Raw genomic sequence first — 20,465 nt, 5'->3', positions numbered from 1 at the left:
CCGAAAACATTTTGACGAAATTTTCACATCACTGGCGCTAGACTTCGGCATCCCGGCCGATGCCTCGCGCCAGTTTTCTATTCACCCACAAGGAACCTCTAATGGAATGGCTCACCAACCCGGAAATCTGGGTTGCTTTCCTGACTCTGACCGCCCTGGAAATCGTTCTGGGCATCGACAACATCATCATGATCGCCATTCTGGTGTCGCGCATGCCGCCGCACATGCAGGCGCGTACCCGTTTCTTCGGCCTGGCCCTGGCCATGGTCACGCGCATCCTGCTGCTGCTGTCCATCACCTGGATCATGCGCCTGACCACCGACCTGTTCCATGTGTTCGGCCAGGGCATCTCCGGTCGTGACCTGATCCTGTTCTTCGGCGGCCTGTTCCTGCTGTGGAAGAGCAGCACCGAGATCTACCACGGCATGGAAGGCGAGGAAGAAAGCCCCGAGCAGCCCTCGGGCGCCGGCAAGCAGTTCCTCGGTACCATCATCCAGATCGCCATCATCGACATCGTCTTCTCGCTGGACTCGGTCATCACCGCGGTCGGCATGGTTTCCCACGTACCGGTCATGGTCGCGGCCATTGTCGTCGCCGTCATCGTGATGATGATCTGCGCCGGCACCATCAGCGACTTCATCGAGAAACACCCGAGCCTGAAGATCCTGGCCCTGTCGTTCCTCATCGTGGTCGGCACCGTGCTGATCGCCGAGAGCTTCGAAGTCCACGTACCGAAAGGCTACGTCTACTTCGCCATGGCCTTCTCCCTGGCCGTGGAAGCGCTGAACATCCGCATGCGCACCGCCCGCCGCCGCGCCGAAGGCAAGGCCGACCCGGAGCCGGTGAAACTGCGCAAGGACATTCCTGGGCAGTGATCGGCTGACGCTGATGCAATGAAAAACGGGGCCTCGACGGCCCCGTTTTTTTATGCGCTCAGACCCGATCCGCTGCGGGCTCGAAGCGCTCACCACGAAACACCCGCCGCGGGTTACCCCGCTCCACCTGCAGGTGCGCATCGCGACGTTGCGCCCTCGCCGCATCGGCCTGCGCCTGGGCATGCACGGCGAGGCGCTGGGCAATCAGCAGCAGCGCCAGGCGCTTGTTGGCGTGCTGGCTGCGCTCGCTCTGCACCTTGACGCTGATGCCGCTGGCCACATGGATGGCACGCACCGCCGACTCGGTGGTGTTGACGTGCTGGCCACCCGGCCCAGACGAGCGCAGGGTTTCGAAGCGGATTTCACCGGCCAGCTCCTCTGCCGGCGCGGCAAAGCGCGCACCACCGAAGAACCAGTTCTTGCGAGCATGGCCGGGCCTGTAGGGGCTTGGGCAGGTCCATTGCAGCGAGCCCGTCCAGTCACCGGCCAGCCGCTCGGCCTGCTCGCCATCCAGCGCCAGCAATACCGAACGCAAGGTGCCACGCCGCGGCCCCGGTTCCTCTTCGAGTACCCGTACCGCCACGCAGAGGCCATCCGCTTCGGCCTGTAGCCTGGGCAATGCCCTGGCCACTGCCAGCGCACATTCCTCCGGACCCTGAGCCGCCGAGAGTTGCAGAAGGATCATCAGCAGCACCCTCCACGCGTCTTGTAGGTCAGCACCGGTTTCAGTCGCGCCAGCACGCGAACCAGCCCCGCCTGACGCAAGGCACCGACGACCGAGTCGATAGCCTTGTAGGCCTCGGGCGCCTCCTCGTAGATCAGCGCGCGGTCGGCGCAAATCACCCGGCTGCCGAGTGCGGTGCGGCTCAGTTGCTCGACGCTATAGCGCGCGGCGAGGCGATCCTTGCACTCGCTGCGCATCCATTTGCGACCGGCGCCGTGGGCCAGCGACAGCAGGCTGCGCTCATCGGCGATCGGCTGCACAAGGTAGCTGTAATCGCCACGCGAGCCGGGAATCACCACCGTACCCTGGTCCGACGGCGTGGCGCCCTTGCGGTGCAGCCAGCCATCGAGGCCATCGATACGCGCTGGCGAGACTAGGTTGTGGTTGATATCGAGCACCCTCTCGCCGTCGGCACGCAAGCGCTCGAGCATACGCCGGGCGATCAACTGGCGGTTGGCTTCGGCGAAACGCAGCGCGCCGTCGTGTCGGCCCAGGTAATGGCTGCTGGCATCGCTGCCCGCCTCCAGGCCTTGATGGCCGAACAGGTCGACCTGCTCACGCAGGATCGCTTCACCGAGGCCGCGCGAGCCGCTGTGCACCAGCAAAAGCAGGTGCTTACGCTCGATGCCCAAGGCTGTTAGCGCAGCATCGTCATAGCTTTCATCGAGCTGCTGCAGCTCGGCGAAATGGTTACCGCCGCCGATGGTGCCAAGGGAGCGCTCGTGTCCGGTGGTTGGCAGCCCGAAGGCGGCGACCGCCTCCTGCCAGTTCTCGTCGAGTGGCAGGTCGAGGTTACCGAGGCGCTTTTCCAGTTTGTCCAGATGCAGCTTGGCGGTCGGTATGTCCGTGCGCCACAGCGCCATGCCGCAGCCGATGTCGTTGCCAACCAGCGCCGGGTAAAAACGCCCTACGGAAAAGAATGCCGCACCAACCGGGTATCCACGCCCCGGGTGCAGATCCGGCATGCCGGCCACCCGATGCATGCCCGGTAAGCGAGCGGTGGTTTCGAGTTGCTGGATCGCTTTTCCTTCGATCCAGGTGTCGTCCGTGGCGACCAATACGGCGCCGTCGGACAAATTGCGAATGCAAGTGCCCATAGTCCAATCCTGATGGGTTGAAACAGAAAGATGTTCGGATTGGCAGGCCAGAGGCCGGGCGTTGCGGCACCGCTAACGAAGAGCGGCGAGTGCGATCAAGCCAGGCGCGACCTGCAAAGGGTGATCAGCTGCTGCATGATGTGCCTCCTTTGCTGTCGGTTGAGAGAAGGCGCGCATGCTAGGCGCATTAGCGCTCGCTTGCAACAGAGCACGGTGATTGACTGACGCACCGCGCAACCCGCCGGCCAAGCGGCGGTCCACTCCTTGCTTGGCAACCTGCGCTTCTCCAACTACAGCTTGTAATAGGCAGCGGTGTTGGTGACCACGCCTGCGCGAACGCCGTCATCGGCAGTATCCCAAGTACCGGGATCGAATCTGCATATCAGGGAGATGCGTGATGTTGACGCTGCTCAATCTGTTGTCCGCCATTGCCCTGCTCATCTGGGGCACCCATATCGTGCGCACCGGCATCCTGCGGGTGTACGGCTCGCAGTTGCGCCGCGTGCTCAGCCACAACGTCGGCAAGCGGCCGATGGCCTTCGTCGCCGGCATCGCCGTGACCGCGCTGGTGCAGAGCAGCAACGCCACGGCGCTGCTGGTCACCTCGTTCGTGGGCCAGGGCCTGATGGCGCTGACCCCGGCACTGGCGATCATGCTCGGCGCCGATGTCGGCACCGCGCTGATGGCCCGGGTGCTGACCTTCGACCTCAGCTGGCTGTCGCCGCTGTTGATCTTTCTCGGTGTGGTGTTCTTCCTGTCGCGCAAGCAGACCCGCGCCGGCCAGCTCGGTCGCGTGGCCATCGGCCTGGGATTGATGATTCTTGCCCTGCAACTGATCGTCACTGCCGCCACGCCGATCACCGAGGCCAAGGGCATCCACGTGCTGTTCGCCTCGTTGACCGGCGACGTGCTGCTCGATGCGGTGGTCGGTGCGCTGTTCGCTTTGATCTCCTATTCCAGCCTGGCCGCGGTGCTGCTCACGGCGACGCTGACCGGCTCCGGGGTGATTGGCCTACCGGTAGCCATCGGCCTGGTGATCGGCGCCAACATCGGCAGCGGCGTGCTGGCCTTTCTCAACGCCAGCATGCAGAGCCAGGCCGGCCGCCGTGTGGCTTTGGGCAGCCTGCTCTACAAGCTGATCGGCCTGATCCTGGTGATCCCGGTGCTCGACCCGCTGGCGCATTGGCTCGATAGCCTGAAATGGCACCCGGCCGAGCTGGTGATCGCTTTCCACGTGCTCTACAACACTCTGCGCTGCCTGCTGATGCTGCCGACCCTGGGCCTGATGGCGCGCTTCTGCAACTGGCTGCTGCCCGATCGCCCGGACATCAACGCCGTGGCCAAGGCCCGCCACCTCGACCCCACGGCGCTGCCCACGCCGAGCCTGGCACTGTCCAACGCCGTGCGCGAAACCCTGCGCATCGGCGATCTGGTCGACAGCATGCTCGGTCACTTGCAGGATGCCCTGCGTGGCAGCCAGCCGATTCTCGCCAAGGATCTGCGGCGTATCGACGACGACATCGACGCCCTCTATACCGCCGTGAAGCTCTACCTCGCCCAGATCCAGCAGGAAGACCTGAGCGAAACGGACAGCCGACGGTGGGCCGAGATCATCGAGTTTTCCTCCAATCTGGAGCGCTCCGGCGACATCATCGAGCGCATGCTCGGCAAGATCCAGGACGAGAAGACCGCCCAACGCCATGCCTTCTCCGAGAGCGGCCTGGAAGAACTCACCGCGCTGCACGAACGCCTGCTCGGCAACCTGCGCCTGGGCCTGTCGGTGTTCTTCTCGGCCGACGCGGATGCTGCACGCCAATTGCTGCGCGAGAAGCGCCGCTTCCGTATTCAGGAGCGCCGGCTCACGCATTTACATGTCGAACGTCTGCATAGGCAGGTGGTCAAGAGTCTGGAAACCAGCTCTCTGCATCTGGAACTGATCGACGATATGAAACGCCTCAACTCGCTGTTCTGCGCAAGCGCCTACGCCGTACTCGGCAGCCACGAAACCGGTGCCCTGCTCGCCGAAGAAGGTGGTGAATAGTGCGGGCCGTGGCCCGCTCACTGGCACTGCTGCTGGGGCTGATGATGTGCAGCCCGCTGTGGGCGGCCGATCATCTGAAGGTCGAAGGCTACCCGCTGGACAATGGCCTGCAGCTGATCCTCAAGCCCACCAGCGAACGGGGTCACGTGTCGATCCGCCTGGTGGTCGGCGTCGGTTTCGACCAGTTCGACTGCTCCCACAAGGAAATGCCGCACCTGCTCGAACACCTGTTGTTCAGCGGCATCGACGAACGCGGCGAAGCCGGCCTGGAAGAGCGCATGCAGGCCCTGGGTGGCGACTGGAATGCTTTCACCCGTGACAGCGACACCACCTTCGTCATCGAAGTCCCGGCCGCGAACCAGCGTGCGGCGCTCGATCTGCTGCTCGCTGCCCTGTTCAACACCGAATTCACCGCCGAGCGCATCGACGCAGCCAAGCGGGTGATCGTCCACGAGAACGGCGAACACCCCGCTGCCTGGCAGCGCCTGCTGGGCGCTTCGAGCAAGCGTAACGACGCCACCGAACAGGTGGCCGCCGAACTCGGTCAGGCCTGTGCCGAGCAGGATTCGCTGGAGCGCCTGGACGCCGCCGGCCTGGAGCGTCTGCGCGAACAATGGTACGTGGCCAACAACATGACCCTGATCATGGTCGGCGATCTGGATCGCCGCCTGCCCGCCTACCTGGAACGGCGCTTCGGCGAACTGCCGCCCGGCCCCATGCCCGAGCTGCGCGAACTGCCGGAAAGCACCGGTCACGCCGATCCCGAACGGACACTGACCACCGGCCTGGTCGGCGACACCGCCCAGGTGAACCTGATCTTCACCGAACCCTGGGTCGGCGAACTCGACCAGGGCACCTGGCAGTTGCTGCGCGATTACCTGCAATGGGCCGTGTACCGCGACCTGCGCCTCGAACATGGCCTGGCCTACAGCCCCACCGTGGAGCGCAGCGCCTACGGCAGCAGCAGCTTCTTCAGCATCAGCGCCGAGGTGGCGCGCGAAGACGTGGCGCAGACCGAGCAGCGCCTGCATGACTTGCTGCAACGCCTCGCCAAGGACGGCATGGACGACGTCACCGTAGAGCGCCTGCGCAGCGTCGCCCTAGCCCGCCAGAACTGGACCGCACAGGGCAATAGCGCCCTGGCCGACATCTACTGGAGCTCCCTGGGCAGCTACGAAGAAGGCCGCTTCGCCGACCCGGCGCCGGAACTGCGCAAGCTCCACACCGCCCAGCTGGATGCCGCGCTGAATCTCCTGCTCAAGCAGCCGAGCTACCAGCGCGTGGAGCAACCACTGCTGAGCACCGCCGGTCTGTATGGGGTGGGTGCGGTGGCAGTGGTAATTCTGTTGCTGGCTCTGGTCGGTCTGGTCAGCCTGCTGCGCCGCCGCTGACGAAAAGCCCCGGATAACCGGGGCTCGACGATGCAGCAAGCGCAGTCGCGGCTCACTCGATGATATTGAAATCGCTCAGGTACTCCTCGGAGATTTCCAGGCCCAGGCCGGGCTTGTGGTCATCCAGCTGGATATAGCCATTGACCGGCGCCGGCTCGCCCTTGAACACGTAGTAGAACAGCTCGTTACCGACCTCGACGTCGAACACCGGGAAGAACTCCGCCATCGGCGAGGCGGTGGTCGACATGGTCAGGTGGTAGTTGTGCATCTGCCCGGCATGGGGGATCACCGGCACCGACCAGGCTTCGGCCATGGCGTTGATCTTGCGCGCCGCGGTGATGCCGCCCACGCGGTTGGTGTCGTACTGGATCACGTCCACGGCACGGCGCTCGAGCATCTCCTTGAAGCCGTACGAGGTGAACTCGTGCTCGCCGCCGGAAATCGGCATGATGCCCATCTTCTTCAGCTCGATATAGCCTTCGAGGTCGTCGGCGATCACCGGTTCTTCCAGCCAACGCGGCTCGAATTCGGCGAGCTTGGGCAACATGCGGCGGGCGTATTCCAGGGTCCAGCCCATGTAGCACTCGAGCATGATGTCCACGTCCGGGCCAGCCAGCTCACGCAGCGCACGCACCTGCTCGATGTTGCGGCGCATGCCCGCCGGGCCATCCTTCGGGCCATAACCGAAGCGCATCTTCAGGGCGTTGAAGCCCTGGTTCAAATAGCCCTGGGCCTCTTCCAGGAACAGGTCGAGGTTGTCGTTGGCATACAGCTTGGAGGCGTAGGTCCAGATCTTTTCCTTGGTGCGCCCGCCGAGCAGCTTGAACACCGGTTTGTTGACCGCCTTGCCCATGATGTCCCAGATGGCGATGTCGATCGCCGAGATCGCCGCCATGCCAATGCCCTTGCGGCCCCAGGCGTGGCTCTGGCGATACATCTTCTGCCAGATGTACTCGTTGTCGAATGGGTCCTCGCCGATGGCGATGGGCGCCAAGTATGTGTCGATGATCTCCTTGGCCACCCGCGGCGCCAGGGCGCAGTTGCCGATGCCGACGATGCCGTTGTCGGTCTCCACTTCCACCACCAGCCAGCCATGGAAACGGAACGAGCCCATGGCATCGCCCTTCTCGAAGAGGATGTCACTGGCATTGGTGCAAAAGTGCGCCTGGGGCGGCACGACCTTGCCCTTCCACTCGAAAACGCGGGTACGGATGGATTTTATTTTCATGGTACGGCTCCTTTCACGATAGAGGGGCGACCGGCAGAGGCTGGCTCTCGGCGATACGACGGGGTTGGTTGAGCGGGAAATTGAAAAGAGGTGGCGAGCACAGCGAGGCCAGCGCCCTGACCGATGCCATCGGTGTCATGGTCGATTCCTTGTTGCCGCTTTTGCCCTGGCGATCAGGGCCGGCTTCTTGTTGGTCTGCGGCGGCAGCCGAGCTGCCTGTTGCCGACGACTCTAGCCATGGCGCACGGCGGCGGATAATCACTTATGCGCATTCGGTGATAACCACAGGAAATGCCAAGAGCGATAAAAGCCGCGGGCGTGTTATCGCCCGTAGAGCTGGATAGGCTGTTGAAGAACAATCAAGAATGGGAGGCCGCTAAGCGGCTCAGGCGGATAGCCCCGGGTCCGGAAGCTGGACGATCGTAGTGCGAGCTTTGCTCACGGAGGTAGGTGGAGCCAGCGGAAAGCGGGCAAGCCGGCGTGAAGAGATGGAGAGGAAAGAGGCGCAGTCACACAAGGAAGTTTATAAGCGCCATGAGCCCCGGCACCTTTAGATGCTGCAGCGCGAGCCGCGTTGCCGCGAGAAATCTCGCTACGCCGGGCGGCGATCCGCTAGACGGAGCACGCAGGCAATGGACTAGCCGTCCGCGCCTTCCCTCTTCGAATCCTCCAACGACGCATGGCGATATTTCTCGCGCAACACGCCGGGCCGTGTCCGTTTTGCCGCGATGCTGCGTTTATCGCCGGCTCTTTTAGCCCGCTAGCTAGACGTCGCGGCTCGTGCCTTACCTCCCGGCAAAACGGGCTCCGGCGCAGCTATGCGTGAAACGTCGACAGCCCCCATGCATCTGGAGGCACTGCCTCAAGCGTTGTCAGGGGCATCACGCTCGGTGTCCGGTTGAGCAGTGGTGTTTCTCGCGTTCCGCACACCTTGCACGGTCTTGTCGACGCCTGCTCTCACCACGCCATCGACAACGGAGTTGGCGACTGCCCCAGGTAAATTCAGTGCACGCTGGCTGGCGTCAAGAACGTTTGTGGCCACTCGGCCAATACTGCCTTCAGGAAAGACCTGCTTAGCAGCGGGATGGTTAGGGTTTGTGCCCAGCATCACCAGGCCTTTGGGCCTGTCGAAATTGAAATAGCCCTCTCTCGTTTCTTGCCCGGCCGGTGTTCGTGCTTCCTCTCGTTCCTTTTTGTATGCATTAGCCTCGTCTGAAATCTTCAAACTTCCATACAACGATAACAAATTCATGACAGTTCCAACTGCCGTCCCCGCCGCTTGTACACCCTTGCCGGCGGCTGGATATCGAGTCTCGATGGCAGTGGCGGCAAAGTCCACCAGTCTTTTCGCCGCACTGCCGGTCAAAAGTCCGGCGAATTTGTTTTGAAGCGTTTTCAGATTGTCGTCATTGCTGTAATCCATTTTTTTATTCATCATCTCAAACGCCTTGTTCTTGGCGCCACGTAGCGTACCTGATGTCGGTGTCGGCTCCATGGCCGGTACGCTCCGGCCTCCGGGCTCTTTGGCACTCGCGTTCATGCCGCCGCCGCCAATCAAGGCCCCCACCAAACCGCCGGCAATGAGAGAACCGGTTACGGATGCGGCCGGCCCCGTGGCGACAAGGCTACCGAGGCCTTGAACCGCACCGAATACGGAGGCGTACTTGAGTTCACTCCACCCAGTGCCTAACTTGTTGGCATTGTCACCATACTTGAGTTCTTTTTCGAACTTGGTCTGCAACTCACGTTGTGCTTGTATTTCATCCGTGGTTTTCTCGCGGAACTCACCATTGTCATAGATGAATTTATTTGCTGTGCTGGTTACGTCGCTGGCCTTCACAGGCTTCGTAGCGCCGCCCATAAGCTCCAATATCCCTGCAGCAATCGCGTGGGTACCAAAATCGTGGGCCAGAGCGGTAAGGCCGGCACCTAGCGCCATCTGAAGCGGCGCGGGCAATGGCGTTTTGCTGAGCAAATCCGAAGAATACGAGTTCACAAGCCCCAGCGCGAAGCCAGACAGTCCAAACTGCCGGAACCCTTGGCCTACCATGGCGTGCAATTGAGCGCCCCAGCCCCCGCTGTCCTGTAAATCCTTGATGGTCTCTGCGATTTTTGATCGTTCTACCGCAGTCTCCAATTCGGGCACCAGATCGGCAAGAGTCTGATCCAGTGCAGTCGAGGCTTCCCGCCATTCGCCGAGTAAACTCGAGACTCGTTCATTTTCAGCAGCGCTTTCAGTACCCGCCGCATTCAGCTTTTCTTCCAACTCGCCAATCACCAAATTGGCAGTATCTCTCATGCTGGTTATGGTGCTGGGTATGGTGGATGTTGTTTGGGCGGCGTACAGCGAGAAACTCAGCTCGCTTTTCAACACCGCCTCGCGATCTTGCTTAGACAGATTCTGCTTTCTGGCGGTCTCGAAATTTTGCAAGTGCTCGTCGAATAAAGCGGCCTGCTGCTTCATCTGTTCTTTCAGGTTCACCGTCGAAGCGGGTGCGCTACCCCGCTCGCCGCCACGAAGTTGAACGGCAGTCTCAAGTTCTTTCTGGGCCTGCATCAAGCTGTTATCGACCTGATCGAACAGCGGATTGTCGAACCCCAAGGCTGCTTCGATTTCTGGAAATCTAGGCAACGTGTGCAATGAGTTATTGGCCGCGGCGTGTTTGGTGCATTCTTCCAAGTACTTACCGTGGATAATCGCTTTTTCAAGGATATGTGCTTTTTTCTGCGCGTCGCTAACCGTAGCGCCTTGTACGTGCATGGTTTCGCGCAGTTTATCGGCCCGTTCCACGAGTTTCGCCGACGGTGTAAAGGGTGTCAGCGCCGCTTCCGGCGTCGTTGGATAATGCCCCGGCATCTGCCGGAGTTCTATTGGGCCCTGGTTACCTGCCGTTACGCCCTCAACGCTGGCACGCTGAGTGGTCTGGGTGTCTTGGGCGCCCGGTACGGCCAGCGTTTGGTGCAAGTTGCTGATGGATGTTCTTGGTGTAAGCATTAGAAAGCCCTCCTGGCACCAAAGGTTTGAGGTGGTTGATTGGCAATGGGGGCCTGGGGTGTTGACGCCTTCTGATCGAGGAAGAAGGTTTGCCGCCAAACCAGAGCGTAATCCACCAATGATCCCATCTGATCGAGAATCGATTGTCCTGAGAGGCTCGCCAGGAGCGGCTGCGCGGTGCTGAGCAATAGGTTGCCACTTTGTTCGTTGCGGCAGAACGTTATGGGTTTTGCAGAGTTGATGAGATGAAAGTTGGTATCGAGTAAACGCAGCAGCGCCTCATCTCTGCGTTTCTCAGGCAGTGCGCCGAGATCGCAATGGATGACCACGTGCTCCTGATCCTGATCGCCAACCGGGTAAATGGAAAAGTCGACGCCACGAATGGACAGATGGATAAGTTCACGAGACAGCAGCGCTTCAGGCACATGAGTCAGCTGATGGATCTCGTCCAGCAGCCGGCGGTACTGATGAGGTACAGCCATGATTATTATTCTCCGTTGTTACGAGGGCTTCGAGGGTGGTCCCATCGGATTGGGCGTGTAACCGCCTTGACGGTGTCCGGGAATGAGTGGCGATCGCTGCTGTCCGGTTCCATGCCAGTGTCACGGTTCTGTCATTCACGCGAGGGGGGACAACGCGTGCGTGGCGCTCGGCGTTGCTTCACTGATGAGTCGCCCTGCTTTCACGGGCTTTGCTTGTATCACCTGACAGTAATGGCCTTTCTTGCGGGCGACGAAGGCGTCGAGCCCTTGGCTGATGTCCTTCAATCGAGACTGTTCTGGAATTGCCCGAAAAAGACCTCGGTACCTCGCTGGACCAGCACGGGCTGGCGTCCGACCCAGCGGTATGACCCGCCTGTCGTTTTAGCCTGAAGGCCAACCAGGTACAGCGCATAACAAGCCATTGCCGCGATCAACAGCAGGATCTCGATGTGTCGTGGACAGCGCGTGCGGTGCAGATCGAAGGCAAAGCCGAAGCGCAGGCTTTTCACGTCTCGAAACCCATCTTCGATCTGCATCCGCTTGCGGTAGATGCCGACGATCTGACGTGCTGTCCAGTTGGTTTGCGGCAGGTTGCTGGCGAGCAACCAGGGCTCTTGTTCACGGCGAGCGTTTTGGCGGCTGCGCTTTCTGCGCGCGATGCTGCCCGTCACGCGTCGATGCTTCCTGCCCTTGGGTGGCTGGTGAATGCCGTACAGCGCAACCTGATGTGGCGCGCGGCGCGTCATCTCGATTTCGCCAAGCGACCGCGCTGTCGAGGTTATCCCCTGATAGAGATGCTTAATCGGTTGCCAGTGGTCTTGCTCGTCGCGATAGAGATCACGATTACGCACGCGACCCACGTAATACCAGCCCTTGGCTTCGACAGTCTGGAACCAGGGACGACGAAATCCGGCATCTGTCACCAGAACCGGCACGCATTGATCGGGGAGCATAAGCTCAAGCGCGTCGAGTAGTTGCCTCTGGCGTTGTGGGCAGCCTTCACGATCATGCACGCTCTCGTAAACGGGGAACGCCCGCCCGGCCAGCGGTATTGAAGCGCGCAGCAAGTAAAGATCAGAAGCGGCATTGATCGGCGACCAATCCACCAGGATCAGTGGATGACGCAGGGAGCCAAGCAGTGCCGTGAGCATTTTCCAGTAGAACAGAGGACGTTCGGACTGAAGCTGGGCGTTACCCAATAAGCGATCCACGCGCTTGATCGAATGTTTGGTGTAGGCCCCGCTGGGCATGGCCCTGCCCAGATCGGTCAGGGTTAAGCGATGCCCATGCAGCAAGGCGCTGACGCAACTCATCAGCGCGGTCAGTCGCTTGGCGTGAACAGTGGGGAGTGCTTGGGAAAATGCCTTGTGTAAGAATCGTATTGCCTGCATGACTCTAGGGCGTTGGTGTGTTTGGCGACTACCAAACTGCCCGAATCAGACAGGCATCATCAAGCTATCCTACTGATTTTAATGGATATTTTGTGGGGATTCCTCAGACTCTGACCCCATTGATCCCAAGGCGAGTTACGGGAATGCGCGGGAAGATTGCCGCTTGGAGAGCGCGCCCGCTGAGCTGACAGAAGCCCTGAAAGCACACATTGAGTCCGATGGCGGGCATAGTGAGCGGATATAAGCAGCACTCAACTTTCCTTCAGGCCTCAGGCCATTTATGCCGCATTAAGAACAAGCATCAAGCATGCTGTTGCTCTAACGCTCCGACCTGAGCTACGCCAGTCGCTCGCCCAGCAGTTTCTTGCCATAAAGGCCAAGACGAATCTATAGCTATGTAACGATATCAAGAACAAGTCTAGCACTGATGCAGACTCGCTACGGGGCTGCTCGGGTTTGGAAAAGACCGCCTATTCAAAGCTAGATCTACTCTTCGTCCCAGAAGTTTCCCGGAGGCGCATACTCTCCGCCTCGTAAGACTACACACCAACCGAAACTGCGGTAGAACACTTCGAGATCAATGATATCGAAGAGATTTTCATCAATTTTCTTAAGTGTGATTAGCCCGTTATTATAATGCGTGTATTCACCACCGCCTCCCGCCACAGCTCTTAGCTCCAACTCTTCACGACTCCATTCGAGAACCACACCCGCAGATTCAGGAACCGTATCGGAAAATGTAATTACAAATTCTCTCGAAACCTTGCAGAAGCAAGGAATTCGAATCTGATTAAGTAGCTCGTCAGTGATTAAATTATCAGGGAAACTAATGCTCAATTTCATTTAAAAACACTCCGAGGCAAAACAACATTACCCAGAACTTTCCTTAGCTATACTAACCGGGCAAAAAACCGTGTTCGCTTGGTGCGCGAATACTACAGCAGGTATTTAAGCGCTCAACTGCACATGCCAACTAATACGCCTAAAACTACATGACTGCGAACCTCTACAGCTCGCAGCATCGGGCGGCCACCCCGCACCTTTAACAATTCAAAAGAGTAAAACCAACCTCGCCCTCAAACTTTACTCTGGTCAACCCCATGGAAAATCAGGCTCAACAGTACAATAAACGCCAGCAGAGACGAGTGTGTTTTTGACTTTCAAAACATCCACAGCCTCTCCAGAAAAGACAGAAAAATGACCTTCCTTAAGTCTTTTTCTGGCCGCAATAAAGTTAAAGCCAGAGACCGCAGAAACGGCCCTCACATGGGCTTCATTTCGATAGTCACCGCTACAGCTAACCTCATAAATATTACTGTCGGTTTTTATCCCTGAAAGGTTTGTTGTAACTACAGACAGCCCACAACAGAGGCATCTTTGGCCAGAGATACTGCCTTCCTCAAAAAACTCTAGCCCACTGCCACATCGCGAACATAAAACAGACTCATCTTCTTTCATTCTGGTTTACCAGGATTAAAAATTTTAAATACGCCCTGCTTCGACAAATCTGGAGTATTAAATAGTGGTGAATTTTTGTTTAGTGATAGACGTGGAGCCACTACCAGTCGCCCATCACTATACGCCCAAACTAAGCTGGTGGGAGCTTTTACTGGAACGCCCATTTTATTAGCCAAATTCTGAGCAAAGCCAGTATCACATGCACCAGTGTCACATGATAGCAACCGGATTGGTTGACCAGTATAGCCAGCGTTATTTTCGATCAATTTTGAGACAAGACGTTGATCGGCCATTATGGTTCCACTTGGTGTAGTGATCTCTATTTTCTGCTGGCTTCCATGAGCCACCACATCAAAAAATCCATCAGGGTCAACATCTGCTCTGTTAGACGCATTTTTAAAAAACTGATCTTTACTACCCATAAAGCTAGTTGGGCCAGGAACTGGATTTCCTGATGAAAGATTTATATCTTTTGAACTGCCATTATCCGAAGCTACGTTCAAAGCAGCGCGCTTTTTCGCGGCACTGCTGGCTAATATAGATTTGATTTTAAAGAAAGCAGCCGCCCCCATCGGCCCGCCAACAGATGCGACGAGCATCGCTTCTTTTATGTCAGCAACTTGTGTGTCTGAGAGACCCAGTGTCGTTTGAATCTTAATTAACGCCCCTTCAGCCTGACGACCAGTAGTTGCCATTGCAAGCATTTCTTGAACGTCATTATTTTGATTAATTAACGCCTGAATTGCTTCTTTCTTCTGCAAGTCGTCGATACCATCGCCCAATTCGTTATAGATGGCATCCAACTTCAGCTTTGCATTAGCGACCTCTGTAGAGTGCGCCTTGCAAGTCTCAGCATTAGAGGCGCAGTCGACGAAACCTTTGGCGTCTTGCTCCGCACTAATTTGCAAGTATTTAAGCTGAGCTTTGCTAACGCACTCTTCGCTCTTACAGGAGTTAATCTCTCTAGCAGCTCGTGCTAGTTGCTCGTGCCCTAAATAATTGTAGTTGGTCGCACTTCCAGCGATATCTGCTCCCAGTTGCAGATCTTTTTCACCGCTCACCGCTCCTGCAGCTACAACACCAACAATCTGTGAGGCTGCAGTAAGCAGGGTGTCGTCATATTTGACTAATGAATCGAGATGTTTAACTAAGGCCTCGTTAGCGCCCGCGGCTAACGCACCTGCTGCGAATGTGCCGCCAGCGGCCTCACTCAGCAGTCCGCCGACAAGGGCGTGCATAACAATTTTTTCAGGACTGCCTGTTTCCCAATTTTGGGTTTTACTGACCGCACCAACAGCATTGAATGCAACTGCTTGTAGAACCCCCTGTAGCTGGGTTGCTAAGGCACCAGACAAATTGTCAGAGAAGCTCCCGCCATTTATAGCGGTTCCCACTCCAGCCTGGAGAATTGCCTTAGCAGTGGCATGCCCAGCATATCCAGCAACGCCGCCTACCGTTGTAAGATCAAAACCGTGTGTCATTGAGTTAGCTGGATTAGTATTTCCCCCAAACGTAGGGTCTATCCAGGCGGCTGTAACACCTGCAGTAATTCCAGACACTGCATATCCTTTTAAAGCATCACTAGAGGTGACGTCTTTAAATACAGCGCCTAGATTCCCGCGATTATTAACTGTACTAACTGCTGCATTCGTAGATGCACCGGCGGCAATGGCGCCGGCAGCCGCCCCACCTGCACCACCACCAGCAGCTGCAGCTGCCATGGGCCCAACTATCGCAGCCATCGCAATTGCGATGATTATCTGAGCACCTACACCAAGTCCTGAATGGCTGTATTTGAAGCTATCGTGGATTTCTTTAACTTGCCTCCAATCCACATCGCCACGCTGCTCAGCCTGCTTTATCCACTCCAAGCTCGGATCAGCTTTTACCATCGCATCGATAGCTTGGCTAACGGACTGTTGATTGACCTGCTTAACATCAATCTTCAGGCCTTCAACCGCTCTAATCGTGACATTGCCTTCCGCAATCAACTGACTCTGAAGTACGGTCTCGTCTGTTTTTCCCTTACCCTTACCGGAAGTCCATGCAAGGCTGCTCTTACTCTTCTCATGACTTTCCTGATCCAGATCCTTCACCGCTTCGAAAGTTATCGAACCACCACTCTCTAGAGTTAGGTCAGCGCCACTTTCCAAGCGAGCCCTCTGGTATAGCTGATCGCCCTCGCTGACCAGTGTCAGATCTCCACCGCTAGTAATAGTGGTACCCACATTACGAACAGTGGTCACTTCATCGCGCTGGGTTTTCTTGCTGCCCCAAGAGCCTTTTTTCTTCATGTCGTACAGCGAGTAATCGCTGTTCTGTGCAGCTAATAGCGCCAGTTGCTCTCCTGCATATAGATAGGCCTCGCCCCCAGCAGTAAGATTGCTAGCGTTTAGCGCGACGTTACGCTCAGCCTGAATGGTTAGGTCGCCGCCAGCGTCGATCACCGCAGCCTGCTGGCGGATGGTGCTGTTTTCTTTATTAACCTTTTTGCCACTGCGCTTGTAACGATATTCGCTGCTACTTTCATCGGCTGCCGCAGCCACTATTACGTCTCGATCCGCATCGAGCAGTACGTCACCGGTAGCCTTAACCGTACTCGCCACAACAGCTATATCCTGCCCGGCAGATACCGCAAGGTTTCCGCCAACTTGAACATCACTACCATGCTGAGTAGTACTGGTGGAGCTCCAGAAATGGCGCTTGTCCTTGCGCATGCTGCCGTGTTCTTCTTCGGCAGAAGCGATGATCACATCCCCCCGAGCTTTTAATTCAGCATCTCCGCCCGCTCTGAGACTGCCGCCGATGTTCTGGATATCACCACCAGCCTTTATTTGCAGCGTGTTACCAGCCTCGATGCTTGCCGCCTTATCAACCACGCTAGTCAACTGACTAAAGCCCTTGCCGCTCATACTTTGCTGGCTGATGGTACGTTCGTTGGTGATATTTCCACTCACGGTCGTCAACGAGACGTCATGGCCTCGAATAATGCCGCCTTGGGCGTTACGAATGCTTTCATTAGCGAGTAACTTCAAACGCTCATCGGCCTGCATCAGGCCGCTGTTGCCAATACTGGAGGCGGTGGCGCTGAGGTTCTTGCTGGCACGCAAGGTGCCGCTGTTGTTCAGGCTGCTACCACTGATCAGTGCAACATCCTGACCCTGAATCAGCGCACCTGTAGGCGCCAGTCGATCACCGACCTGAGCAAGATAGAGCACCGGCACCAGCACCTTCTCGCCCTGCACCTCACGCTCTTCGAGCCATACGATGTCATGCGTCAGAGCCGCTACTTGAGAAGCCGACAGCCCTACCCCCAGCGACAAGCTCAGGGCGTCCTTGCTGGCTAGGGCGTTGTCCATCAGGTAGCGGAATTGTGCGTCGTTGTTAGTAAGACCATCGAGCAGGCGTTTACCAGTACGTGCGGCCACTGCCTGCTCGATCAGACGCTGCTCGTAAAGGCCATCCCCTAGACGTTTTTGCGCCACGTCAGGATCGAAACCGAGGCGACTGAGCAGGTAATCGGAGTTGAGGAAGTTCTTGAGGTCAGCAAACGCTGGGTTGGTTTCGATCAGGTAGCGGTGACCAGGATTTGTGTTGGTTTGGAACAAGCCGTTCTGGCCTTGCGGCAGACTGAAACCTGGGAGACTGATCGGGTCTATCGCCTGCTGTGCTTTGTCAGCAGCAAGCTGTGGGTTGAGCTGCACAACCAAAGGAGCAGAGGCACCGTCAACACTCGTCTCCAGCGTTGGAGTGGAGCCGCCAGCCTGAGGGGCGCTGTGGGCCATAACGGCCGCATTGGTAATTGGCTGAGTGGCCCGTATATCTACATTACCTCCCGCTTGAATGATGGCGGGAGCCGCAATACCGATGGGGGTTTCCCTTTGTATATCGCTCACCAAGCGCCACCGATAGAAAGCCGATGGCAGTGTCTTCGGAAGGGGCTGCGCGTTATAGGGATAGACATAACCGGCGGTAAAACGCTCTTCTGTCCCGTCGGTGACACGACCAGTGTTGAAAACGCGTATACGTTCGACCGAGACTAGATTAGCGCCCGTATTTTCCAAGCTAGTGGCTACAACGCTAATGTCATTTACAGCGCTGAGCGTGCTGTATTGGTTAGTGACCTCGCCAGCTTTAACATTCAAATTCTCGCCGCTATGGATGCGCGAGGCAGCGGAGTCGGCCTGCACACGTGCTTCGAAACGTTCGATGGCCTCGTAGTCGACGTTATGGTGGTCACCGCCACAATCACCACAATGCTTGATAACGCCACCATAGGTCTGCACCAAGCCCCAATCGAAAACGTCCTTGCGGTTACGCAACACCGCTGCCCGCAGAGTCATGTCCTTCGCCGACTCGATGCTCGCAGAACGGTTATCCAGCAAGTCGAGATTGCCGCCCTGCTCATCACGGGCTACATCCAGCCCGCCCAGGCTGTAGATATCGCCCAGCAGGTTGGTCAGGCTGGTAGTGCGCAGGGTCATGTCCCCACCGCTGAAGACCAGCCCCTGCTCGTTACGCAGCGAATCCCCCTCGATACGCAGCAGGCCCGCACCACCCAGCGTGCCGCGGTTATCCAGACTTCCCAGTTTGAGGGACATGTCCTGGGCCGCGGTCAGGCGGCCACGGTTCAGCAGTTGGCCAGTGAGGTCGAACTGCCCAACGCCACCACTCTTGACCTGCGCATCGGTGCCGAACTCGGCGCTGGCAGCCTTGAAGATCAGATCGCCAAGGCTGCTCAACGCGCCATTGCCTGTGTAGCTGCCGGTAAGCGTCAGGCCTAGCGTGCCATCGGTGGCGATGAGGCCGTCGTTTACCCAGCTGTCGCCGGTGGCCACGATGCTCTGCCGGGAAATCAACTGGCCGGTGGCCGTTTGGGTGAACTGACCGATGTTCAGGGTCAGGCGCTCGGCCTGCAGTTCGCTGGTGTTGGTCCAGTCAGCGGCGCTCAGGGTCAGCTCACCATTGGTGGTGAAGCGTCCGCCGGCGCCGCCCAGGTCGTCCAGGCTCAGGTCGAACCCTTGGCTGCCAAGATGACGAACCGTGCCGCCCACGTTGGTCAGTGAGCCGCTGGAGAGACTGAAGGCGGCGTTGCCGATTTCCACCAAACCCTGACCGTTGTCGAACAGGCTGCCGATCTGGAAGTCGCTTTGGCCGGTACTGGCCAGCGCGCGCAGGCGCCCATTGTGATTCTGGGCGCTGTCAGCATCGAGTTTGAGGGACTGAGTGGATTCGATCAGGCCCTGATCGTTGGTCAGGGCACCCGTGAGTTTCATGTCAATGGCGTTGGCCGCCAGTGTGCCGCCCTGGTTGTCCAGCGCAGCGCCATCGACGTGCAGTCGGCCGGCCGTTACTACCTCACCTGCATGGTTGGTGACGTCACCGCCTTTGAGCGTCAGGTTCTTCTGGGCGATGAGCTGGCCTTGGCTGTTGTCGAGCTTTGCAGCCTGGATGGTGGCATCACCGGCACTCACCAGCTTGCCGGTACGGTTATCCAGCTCGTCAACGGTCGCATTCAGCGTACCGCGGGCGATCAGTTCGCCCCGGTTGGTAACGCGCTCGCTGTTGAGCACCAGTTGGCTGTTGGTTACCAGCGTGCCGTCTGCCTTGACGCCAGCTTCGACGATGCCCTGGTTCTCCAGCTCACCACCACCGACTTCAACCTTGCTCCCCGCTGCCAGGCTTTCCTTCACCACCGTTTTGTCGGTAGCCGTCACCGTCGCATTACGCCCCGCATAGGTATCGGCATTGAGCTCGACGCCCTTGGCCACCAGCGTGACGTCATTGCTGGCCGCCATGCGATTGGTGGTCAGTTGCCCGTTGGCATCGATCTGAATATCCCCGGCGCTGGCGGCCATATCACCGGCCAGTTTCACGCCTACACCGGCTTCGGTACCGACCAGGCGGATCGCACCGGCGTACATGCCGCCCAGGGCCGAGCTGTCGATGGCCAGTTGCGGCTGCTGGGAGCCGTCATCGGCCTTAGCAGTGGCCTGCAGGGTCGCCACATCGACCTCGTTACGGCCGGCGATGACGTTCAGGCGCTTGGCGTGGATTTCGGCGTTGATCTGCGCACTGCGGGTGATCAGGTCGAACTGGTCGACGTTGCCCGCATTGAGGCCAGCGCCTTCGATGGCGATGTCGCCGCCATTGACGTCGAAGCGTTGCAGGCGTCCGTTTTCGACCACCGGCGCGCCAGTGGTCAGGGTCGCGCGTGGGGTGTTGATGAAGCCACAACCATCGCAGGTGATGCCATGGGGGTTGGCGACGATCACGTGTGCGGCCTGCCCGGCCACTTCCGTGTAGCCCTTGAGCTGGCTGCGGTTGCTGCCGGTCACTTCGTTGAGGATGACGTTCGCGGCGCCGCCTTGCAGATTCGGGTTGCCGGTGATGTAACCGCCCAGCTGTGTCGGTACGAACGCCTGGGCGCCGTTGTTGAGGATCAACCCCTGCTGACCGACGTTGTAGTCGGTGAATTTGTTGTGCGACAGGCCGCTGCCGTTGGGCGTGGCGATGTTGACGATCGGCACGCCATTGCCGGCTTGGCCGATGCTGGTGTTGCCGCCCGCCTGGGCATCAACGGTCAGCTGCGCCGCCGAGGCGACGATGGGGTTGAGGAACATCACGCCGGCGACGATCAGGGCGATGTTCTGGAAGAAGGGGCTGCGAACGTCCATGTCAGGGTGCTCCAGGGCGTAAACGAATCAGAAATCAGAAGAAAAGGTCGACGCGGAAATACACCGGGCGCTCGCCCTCGGTGATCACGTCGGGGCGCTCCAGGGA

The 20,465-nt window shown here is 58.5% G+C and carries 11 protein-coding genes and 1 pseudogene; 3 read left to right on the top strand and 9 right to left on the bottom strand.

The features are described 5' to 3' along the window. The first annotated feature begins 101 nt into the window (after positions 1-101). On the top strand, positions 102-875 hold the full coding sequence (locus BVH06_RS16235; RefSeq protein ID WP_075929872.1) for a TerC family protein: 774 nt from the start codon (positions 102-104) through the stop codon (positions 873-875). Positions 876-933: 58 nt separating this feature from the next. Here the strand turns inward: BVH06_RS16235 and prfH are convergent, their stop codons facing one another. After that, the gene (gene prfH / locus BVH06_RS16230; protein WP_075929871.1) at positions 934-1,560 is read right to left on the bottom strand and encodes a peptide chain release factor H; all 627 of its coding nucleotides are present in this window, start codon (positions 1,558-1,560) and stop codon (positions 934-936) included. Next, positions 1,560-2,696 carry an RNA ligase RtcB family protein gene (locus BVH06_RS16225; RefSeq protein WP_075934779.1) on the bottom strand — a complete coding sequence of 379 codons (1,137 nt, stop codon included), beginning with the start codon at positions 2,694-2,696 and terminating at the stop codon, positions 1,560-1,562. Before BVH06_RS16225 ends, prfH begins: the two co-directional genes overlap by 1 nt. Positions 2,697-3,093: 397 nt before the next feature. Here BVH06_RS16225 and BVH06_RS16220 point away from each other — a divergent pair, with 397 nt between their 5' ends. Both BVH06_RS16220 and BVH06_RS16215 read left to right on the top strand, forming a co-directional pair. Beyond that, on the top strand, positions 3,094-4,737 hold the full coding sequence (locus BVH06_RS16220; RefSeq protein ID WP_075929869.1) for a Na/Pi cotransporter family protein: 1,644 nt from the start codon (positions 3,094-3,096) through the stop codon (positions 4,735-4,737). Between the two features lie 41 nt (positions 4,738-4,778). Then, complete coding sequence (locus BVH06_RS16215; protein WP_075934792.1) at positions 4,779-6,128, top strand: pitrilysin family protein; 1,350 nt, start codon at positions 4,779-4,781, stop codon at positions 6,126-6,128. Between the two features lie 52 nt (positions 6,129-6,180). Here BVH06_RS16215 and BVH06_RS16210 read toward each other — a convergent pair whose 3' ends face one another. The 7 genes and pseudogenes from BVH06_RS16210 to BVH06_RS16185 form a co-directional block, all read right to left on the bottom strand. Continuing rightward, positions 6,181-7,356, bottom strand: a complete 1,176-nt coding sequence (locus BVH06_RS16210; RefSeq protein WP_075934778.1) for an L-rhamnonate dehydratase — start codon at positions 7,354-7,356, stop codon at positions 6,181-6,183. Between the two features lie 862 nt (positions 7,357-8,218). Next, positions 8,219-10,351, bottom strand: coding sequence for a hypothetical protein (locus BVH06_RS16205; protein WP_075934777.1), 2,133 nt, complete (start codon positions 10,349-10,351; stop codon positions 8,219-8,221). Beyond that, on the bottom strand, positions 10,351-10,833 hold the full coding sequence (locus tag BVH06_RS16200) for a CesT family type III secretion system chaperone (RefSeq protein ID WP_075929867.1): 483 nt from the start codon (positions 10,831-10,833) through the stop codon (positions 10,351-10,353). Before BVH06_RS16200 ends, BVH06_RS16205 begins: the two co-directional genes overlap by 1 nt. A 371-nt stretch (positions 10,834-11,204) precedes the next feature. Further along, a pseudogene (locus BVH06_RS16195) lies at positions 11,205-12,224 on the bottom strand (IS4 family transposase); the annotation flags it as partial. A 486-nt stretch (positions 12,225-12,710) separates the two neighbouring features. After that, entirely contained in the window at positions 12,711-13,067 is a 357-nt protein-coding gene (locus tag BVH06_RS16190) for a hypothetical protein (protein WP_075934776.1), read from the bottom strand. 249 nt (positions 13,068-13,316) lie between these two features. Then, positions 13,317-13,682, bottom strand: a complete 366-nt coding sequence (locus tag BVH06_RS25485) for a hypothetical protein (protein WP_139315664.1) — start codon at positions 13,680-13,682, stop codon at positions 13,317-13,319. Further along, positions 13,679-20,359 (bottom strand): DUF637 domain-containing protein, encoded by a 6,681-nt coding sequence (locus BVH06_RS16185; protein WP_075934775.1) that lies wholly within the window; start codon positions 20,357-20,359, stop codon positions 13,679-13,681. The genes BVH06_RS25485 and BVH06_RS16185 overlap by 4 nt, the downstream gene beginning before the upstream one ends. Between the last annotated feature and the right edge of the window lie 106 nt (positions 20,360-20,465).

Source organism: Pseudomonas sp. PA27(2017) (assembly GCF_001945445.1).
Lineage (GTDB): Bacteria > Pseudomonadota > Gammaproteobacteria > Pseudomonadales > Pseudomonadaceae > Aquipseudomonas.
The sequence above is the reverse complement of the archived record's forward strand: the minus strand, read 5'-3'. Positions and strand labels throughout refer to the sequence as shown.

Coding starts and splice junctions, on each gene's coding strand:
- BVH06_RS16235 (WP_075929872.1), top strand. CDS start 102: ATGGAATGGCTCACCAACCCGGAAATCTGGGTTGCTTTCCTGACTCTG.
- prfH (WP_075929871.1), bottom strand. CDS start 1,560: ATGATCCTTCTGCAACTCTCGGCGGCTCAGGGTCCGGAGGAATGTGCG.
- BVH06_RS16225 (WP_075934779.1), bottom strand. CDS start 2,696: ATGGGCACTTGCATTCGCAATTTGTCCGACGGCGCCGTATTGGTCGCC.
- BVH06_RS16220 (WP_075929869.1), top strand. CDS start 3,094: ATGTTGACGCTGCTCAATCTGTTGTCCGCCATTGCCCTGCTCATCTGG.
- BVH06_RS16215 (WP_075934792.1), top strand. CDS start 4,779: ATGATGTGCAGCCCGCTGTGGGCGGCCGATCATCTGAAGGTCGAAGGC.
- BVH06_RS16210 (WP_075934778.1), bottom strand. CDS start 7,356: ATGAAAATAAAATCCATCCGTACCCGCGTTTTCGAGTGGAAGGGCAAG.
- BVH06_RS16205 (WP_075934777.1), bottom strand. CDS start 10,351: ATGCTTACACCAAGAACATCCATCAGCAACTTGCACCAAACGCTGGCC.
- BVH06_RS16200 (WP_075929867.1), bottom strand. CDS start 10,833: ATGGCTGTACCTCATCAGTACCGCCGGCTGCTGGACGAGATCCATCAG.
- BVH06_RS16190 (WP_075934776.1), bottom strand. CDS start 13,067: ATGAAATTGAGCATTAGTTTCCCTGATAATTTAATCACTGACGAGCTA.
- BVH06_RS25485 (WP_139315664.1), bottom strand. CDS start 13,682: ATGAAAGAAGATGAGTCTGTTTTATGTTCGCGATGTGGCAGTGGGCTA.
- BVH06_RS16185 (WP_075934775.1), bottom strand. CDS start 20,359: ATGGACGTTCGCAGCCCCTTCTTCCAGAACATCGCCCTGATCGTCGCC.